Annotated in this window: 7 protein-coding genes and 1 pseudogene; 6 read left to right on the top strand and 2 right to left on the bottom strand. The window is 69.4% G+C overall.

What is annotated here, in order from left to right:
- The first annotated feature begins 150 nt into the window (after positions 1-150).
- From V6V89_RS40860 to V6V89_RS42015, 6 genes and pseudogenes are all read left to right on the top strand, one after another.
- Positions 151-723, top strand: a complete 573-nt coding sequence (locus V6V89_RS40860; RefSeq protein WP_334625095.1) for a TetR/AcrR family transcriptional regulator — start codon at positions 151-153, stop codon at positions 721-723.
- A gap of 102 nt (positions 724-825) precedes the next feature.
- Positions 826-1,602 (top strand): SDR family NAD(P)-dependent oxidoreductase, encoded by a 777-nt coding sequence (locus tag V6V89_RS40855; protein ID WP_334625094.1) that lies wholly within the window; start codon positions 826-828, stop codon positions 1,600-1,602.
- Positions 1,603-1,888: 286 nt separating this feature from the next.
- Positions 1,889-2,173 carry a hypothetical protein gene (locus V6V89_RS40850; RefSeq protein ID WP_334625093.1) on the top strand — a complete coding sequence of 95 codons (285 nt, stop codon included), beginning with the start codon at positions 1,889-1,891 and terminating at the stop codon, positions 2,171-2,173.
- Between the two features lie 89 nt (positions 2,174-2,262).
- Complete coding sequence (locus V6V89_RS40845) at positions 2,263-3,306, top strand: alcohol dehydrogenase catalytic domain-containing protein (protein WP_334625092.1); 1,044 nt, start codon at positions 2,263-2,265, stop codon at positions 3,304-3,306.
- Between the two features lie 4 nt (positions 3,307-3,310).
- Positions 3,311-4,372, top strand: coding sequence for a flavin monoamine oxidase family protein (locus V6V89_RS40840; RefSeq protein WP_334625091.1), 1,062 nt, complete (start codon positions 3,311-3,313; stop codon positions 4,370-4,372).
- Positions 4,373-4,564: 192 nt separating this feature from the next.
- Positions 4,565-4,786 (top strand): annotated as a pseudogene (locus V6V89_RS42015) (transposase family protein); the annotation flags it as partial.
- A 249-nt stretch (positions 4,787-5,035) separates the two neighbouring features.
- Here the strand turns inward: V6V89_RS42015 and V6V89_RS40835 are convergent.
- Complete coding sequence (locus V6V89_RS40835; RefSeq protein ID WP_334625090.1) at positions 5,036-6,127, bottom strand: tyrosine-type recombinase/integrase; 1,092 nt, start codon at positions 6,125-6,127, stop codon at positions 5,036-5,038.
- On the bottom strand, positions 6,124-6,465 hold a 342-nt coding region (locus V6V89_RS40830), incomplete at its 5' end, for a hypothetical protein (protein ID WP_442935321.1). The genes V6V89_RS40830 and V6V89_RS40835, both read right to left, overlap by 4 nt.

The following is a 6,465-nucleotide window of genomic DNA, read 5'->3' as shown; positions in this document are numbered from 1 at the left end:
CAGGACAACGGCGTGCGCTATTCACGACGCGCCGCACCACCCACGGAAGCGTCAGGAGAGCCCCGTTTCTGCGAGTCAGCAAAGCGGTCTCGGTGGCGACGGCGGTCACAGATCTTGACTCCCTACCAACTAGAAGGTAGAAATAGTGGCGTGACGACGACAGCGGATCGGATCCTGGACAGGGCTCAGGCGCTGGCGCAGGTGCGGGGGTACAACGGCTTCTCTTACGCCGACATCAGTGCCGAGCTGTCGATCACGAAGCCGAGTATTCATCACCACTTCCCGACCAAGGCCTCGCTGGCCGAGGCGCTGCTCGCACGCTATCGGGAGCAGTTCGCGGTCGCCCGTCAGCAGGTCGACGACGACGCGACGGGAGCCCGGGAGCGCCTGTTGGGCTATGCCGGGTTGTACGCCGAGGTCTTCGCCGAGGGGGGCAGGCTGTGTCTGTGCGGCGTCTTCGCGGCGGACGCGGAGAGCCTGCCGGTGCAGGTACGGCGGGCGACGGGCGCGTTCTTCACCGATCAGCAGCGGTGGGTGGCCGGCGTGCTCGCCGAGGCCGGACTGCCGGCTTCCCGGACGAACGCGGCGGCGGAAGCCTACCTGGCGGCCCTGGAAGGGGCACTGCTCCTGGCTCGCGCTCACGGGCAGCCGGACGCCACCACTGGACCGGACCGGGACGTCGTCCGATCGGTGGCGGCGACCCTGCTCGACGCCTTGATCTGACAACACGCCCTCAGCACAGCCGCGCACAGCACACTGCGGTAGCGCTTTCGCACGACCAAGCAACCTTCCAACTAGTAGATAGACATCAGAAGGAGATCAGCCATGGCACAGGACTTCACCGGCCGTAAGCTCGTCGTGGTCGGCGGCAGCAGCGGCATGGGCCGCCAGGTCGCCGCGGACGTCGTCGCCGGCGGTGGCAGCGCGGTCGTCATCGGCTCCCGCCCGGAACGCGTCGACAAGACCGTCACCGACCTGGCCGCCCGGGGGCAGGCGTGGGGCATCATCGCCGACCTGCGTGACCCCGACGCGGTGACCCGGGTGCGTGAGCAGCTGGCCGCCGAGCACGCCGACGCGACGCTGCTGGTCAACGCCGCCGGCGTGTTCGTGCCCAAGCCGTTTCTGGAGCACACCGCGGCCGACTACGACAGCTACCTGGACCTGAACAAGGCCACCTTCCTGATCACCCAGACCGTCGCGCAGGGCATGGCCGACGGCGGCCGCGGCGGCGCCATCGTCAACATCGGCAGCATGTGGGCCAAGCAGGCCATCGCCGCGACCCCCTCGTCGGCGTACTCGATGGCCAAGGCCGGCCTGCACGCCCTCACCCAGCACCTGGCCATGGAACTGGCCGCCCACAAGATCCGGGTCAACGCCGTCTCCCCGGCCGTGGTCGCCACCCCCATCTACGAGGGCTTCATCCCGCCCGCCGAGGTCGACACCGCGCTGGCCGGCTTCAACGGCTTCCACCCGATCGGCCGGATCGGCGCCACCGCCGACGTGTCGAACGCCGTCACCTTCCTGCTGTCCGAGCAGGCCGGCTGGGTAACCGGCGCAATCTGGGACGTCGACGGCGGCGTCATGGCCGGCCGCAACCAGTGACCACTCAGCGGACGGAGAGAAACCTGATGAATGGCATCACACCACCGCGCTCGCCGCCTTCGCCGCGAGCGTCACCACCGATCCTAAGGCTGGTACGGCCGGCTTCGCCGTCGACACCCACTGGCAGGGCGGCACCCGCAGCCGAGCCCACATCAGCTCCTACCACCTCGGCGGGCAGCAACACCCGCATCAGTTCACCGTCGACGCCGACGAACCGGCCACGCTGCTCGGTGAGGACACCGCCCCCAATCCGCAGGAACTGCTGCTCGCCGCCCTCAACGCGTGCATGACCGTCGGCATCGTCGCCACCGCGGCCACCCGCAGCATCACCCTGACCACCTTGCGGATCCGATCGAGCGGGAAACTGGACCTGCGCGGCTTCCTCGGCCTCGACCCCACCGTGAACCCCGGCTACGACCAGGTCACCGTGCACGTCGACGCCACCAGCCCCGCACCCGAGAACGAGGTGCGCGCCGCCATCGAAGCCGCTCTCGCTACCTCACCCAACCTCAACAACTTCCGCCGCGCCATCTCCGTGGAGCCGGTCATCACCGCCAGCGACGGAGCCTGAGATCGCAGCCGGGGCTCCCGGCCCCACCGGTCGCCCCGGCCCTGATCACCCCATCCACCTCGTGCGCCGCGAGGCAGGAGCGTATTGCTGTGTTCGATGACGTCCGGCCGGCTGCCACGGCCGTGCAGGTACACGCCCCCGGCGGCAGGCTGACGGTCACCCCGATCAGCCCACGGACACCGGATACCGGTGAGGTCTGCATCGACGTGGCCGCCAGTGGCGTCTGCGGGGCTGACGCCGGCACCGTCGGCGCCGGCTCACCGTCCGCGGGGTTCCCGATCACTCCCGGCCATGAGGTCGCCGGAGTGATCGCCGAGGTCGGGCCACGGGTGTCCGGCTGGCAGCCGGGCGACCGGGTGACCGTCGGCTGGTTCGGTGGCAGCTGCGGCCACTGCATCGCCTGCCGCCGCGGCGACGTTGTGCACTGCCCCGACCGGCAGGTTCCCGGCCTGTCCTATCCCGGCGGCTGGGCCACCACCATCACCGTTCCCGCCACGACGCTCGCGCGGATCCCGGACGCGCTGAGCTTCGTCGAGGCGGCACCGTTCGGGTGTGCCGGTGTCACCACCTTCAACGCTCTGCGCCACGGCGGCGCCCAGACCGGCGACCGGGTCGCCGTGATCGGCATCGGCGGGCTGGGCCACCTCGCGGTGCAGTTCGCCGCAGCGATGGGCTACGAGACCGTCGCCGTGAGCCGCGGCGACCACAAACGGCAAGCCGCCCTCGACCTCGGCGCCCACCACTACATCAACACCGACGACCAGACGCCGGGCGCCGCCCTGAAAGAGCTGGGTGGCGCGACACTGATCGTGTCCACCGCCGCCACCAGCGCCCTGCTAGCCGACCTGATCACCGGGCTGACCCCACACGGACGGCTCACCGTCGCCGGGTTCGACGCCACCGCGGTGCACCTGCCGATGGCCGCACTCGTCATGCACGCCCGCACCATCGGTGGGCACCTGACCGGCAGCCCCGCCGACACCGAACAGGCCATGCGGTTCGCCGCCGCCACCGGGATCCGGCCCCGAACCCAGACCCTGCCCCTCGAACAGGCAGAACAAGCCCTCATCAGCCAGCAAGCCGGCGACGCCCGCTTCCGCGTGGTCCTGACCACCGGCGAACACCCGAGATAGGCACATGGCACCCATGGACACCGTGCACGACGTCATCGTGGTCGGCGCCGGACCGGCCGGCCTCACCGCCGCCACCCTGCTGCACGCGGCCGGTCTCGACACTCTCTGCGTGGAAGCCCGCGACCGCGTCGGCGGCCGGCTGGCCAGCATCGACGGCTACGACGTGGGCGCCACCTGGTTCTGGAACGGCGAACAACGCGTCACCAACCTCGTCGCCGAACTGGGAATCACCGCCTTCGACCAGCACCGCCACGGCGACGCCCTCCTGCAGGACCACACCGGAGTACAGCGCTTTCGCGGCAACCCGATCGACGCCCCCGCGTACCGGTTCCCCACCGGCGCCGACACCCTGGCCACCGGTCTCGCCGCCCGACTTCCCGACGCGGCGCTGCGTCTGTCGACACCGGTCACCGGCATCCGGCTCGACAACGACACCGTTCACCTCCAGACCGGATCCGAGGTCCTTCACGCACGGCAGGTCGTCCTCGCCGTCCCACCGGCACTCGCCGTCGCCCGCATCACCTTCGACACCCCCCTCGACCCGGACCTGGCACGACTCGCCGCGATCATCCCGGTCTGGATGGGCGCCGCAGCGAAAGTCGTCGTCCGGTACCGCGCCCCGTTCTGGCGCACCGCCGGACTTGCCGGAGCCGCGATCAGCCGCACCGGCCCTCTCCGGGAGATCCACGACATGTCCGGCCCCGACGGCACCCGCGCTGCCCTGTTCGGGTTCGCCCACGCCACCGACATCGGCCCCGGCTTCGAGCAGACGGTGACCGCGCAGCTGACCGCCATGTTCGGCCCGCCGGCCGCCGAGATCGAAGCGCTACATGTGCAGAACTGGAGCGCCGAACAGTGGACCTCACCAGCCGGCGCCACTCAGCAGAACAACTACGGGCTGTTCGGCCACCCCCGCTTCCAGCAGCCGACCCTCGGCGGGCGACTGCACTGGGCCTCCACCGAAACCGCCCCCGACTACACCGGCCACATCGAAGGCGCCCTCTACGCAGGCCAACAAGCCGCCAACGCCGTCCTCACCGCCGCCACCGCCACGAAGATCGGATGACCACCATGTTCGACCTCCCGCAACTACTGCGCGAATACGCCAGGTTCGTGCGGAAGGCGGCCAGCCGTTTTCGCGATAGTCCCCCTCTGTCAGGGACTATCGCGAAAACGGCTCTGGCACAGAGACGGTGGTGGGGTCTGTCCTTAGTGGTCGGCGGCGGTAGGGCACACTCCTTGCTGGTGTGCCTCGGACGTGATCAAGGTGTTGTTGCCGCAGCTGTCGACGTTGGTGATCGACGAGGTGATCGAGGATGGCGCCGGGCTGGTCGTACGAGCCAGAACGCCACCGGTCGCGGTGCCCTGCCCGCAGTGCGACCGACCGTCGCAGCGGGTGCATGGCTATCACGTCCGCCGTCTGGCCGATCTGCCGGCCGCTGGCCGTGGTGTGGTCGTTGAGCTGCGGGTCCGACGTCTGCTATGCCAGACCAGCGGCTGCGGGCGGCGCACGTTCCGGGAACAGATCCCAGCGCTGGCACAGCGGTGGGCGCGACGGACTCGCCAGTTGACCGCCCTGATCGCGGACCTGGCCGTGACCCTTGCCGGTCGCGCCGGCGCCGCGGTGCTGGCCCGGCTCGGCGTGGCGGTGTCCCGGACCACAGTGTTGCGAGTCCTCATGGGTCTGCCCGCTGCGGTAGGGCCGGTGCCGCCAGTGCTGAGCGTGGACTTATCCCGACCTCGGGATTATCCCGACGGGCTGTTGGGCGGAGCCCTGGAACGGTGGTGGCGGGCGGGTTCCGCGGTGTCGGCGGTGGGGGTGGTCGGGGTAATCACAGGTTTCGATGAAGGTGAGCAGGCTGTCGGTAGGGCGGTATCGGCCTGCCTGCACGGACGGTGGCGTTGTGCGGGCGAGGGCTCGTTCCTTGATGGTCATGTCGGCGTGCAGGTAGATCTGGGTGGAGCGGATGTCGGCGTGGCCGAGCCAGAGAGCGATCACCGCGACGTCGACGCCGGCGTGCAGCAGAGACATCGCGGCGGTGTGTCGCAGGACGTGCGGGGTGATCTTCTTGGTCGAGAGGGATGGGCAGTGCTGCACTGCGTGTGTCTTGTGGACGGCGAGTCGGCGTTCGACGGCGTCGTCGCTGAGGCGTCGGCCGGTGCGGGTGGGGAACAGGGGTTGGTCGCGGAGGTTGCCGCGTTCCTGTAGCCAGGCGCGCAGCAGCGCCGTGGTTGAGGTCGTGAGCGGTGTGCAGCGTTGTTTGCGGCCCTTGCCGGTGCAGCGCACGTAGGGTCCTGCGCCGAGTTGGAGGTCGCCGCAGTTCAGTCCGATGAGCTCGGATAGCCGAAGGCCTGTTTGCACGGCCAGTGCCATTAGGGCGCGGTCACGGCGGCCCTCCCACCGGTCGATGTCGGGGGCGGCCAGCAGGGCGTCGACCTCTGCCGGGCTGAGGAACGAGATCAGCGTGCGGTCGAAGCGTTTCTGGGGAATGGCCAGCACCTGTGCGATGAGTTGGGCGTGTTCGGGGTGGCGTAGGGCTGCATAGTGAAACAGCGAGCGTAGGGCCGCCAGTCGGGCGTTGCGGCTGCGGGGGCTGTTGTGTCGGTCGGTCTCGAGGTGATCCAGGAAGGCCGTGATTACCTCGGCGGTGAGGTCTTGCCAGTCCAGGATCGATGGGGCTTTGCCGGTCCGGTCTTGCAGGAAGCGCAGCAGGAGCCGGAACGTGTTGCGGTAGGCGATCACGGTGCGAGGGCTTGCTTGGCGCTGTCTGGCGAGCCGTTCGGTGAAGAACAGCTGCAGGGTCGACGCTAGTGAGGTCATGACTGGGCCTCCTGCACGGTTTCGAGTCGACCGGCGGCCAGGGCCAGTAGCTCAGGCACAGCTGAGAGGTACCAGTAGGTGCAGACGGGGCCGCGGTGGCCCAGGTAGGTGGAAAGACGGGGCAGTTTGGCGCTCACGTCGCCGCCGTCCTGGTACCAGCTGATCAACGTGTGGACCGCGAATGAATGGCGAAGGTCGTGGATCCGAGGACGGGCCGGGGAACCTTCGCCGATACCAGTAGCCTGGACGAGTCGACGGAACACCGCCCCGAAATGGGGCTCTCCTGACGCTTCCGTGGGTGGTGCGGCGCGTCGTGAATAGCGCACGCCGTTGTCCTG

This window comes from Micromonospora sp. CPCC 206061 (assembly GCF_036906915.1).
Taxonomy (GTDB): Bacteria; Actinomycetota; Actinomycetes; order Mycobacteriales; family Micromonosporaceae; genus Phytohabitans.
This window is presented reverse-complemented; position numbering and strand designations above follow the sequence as displayed.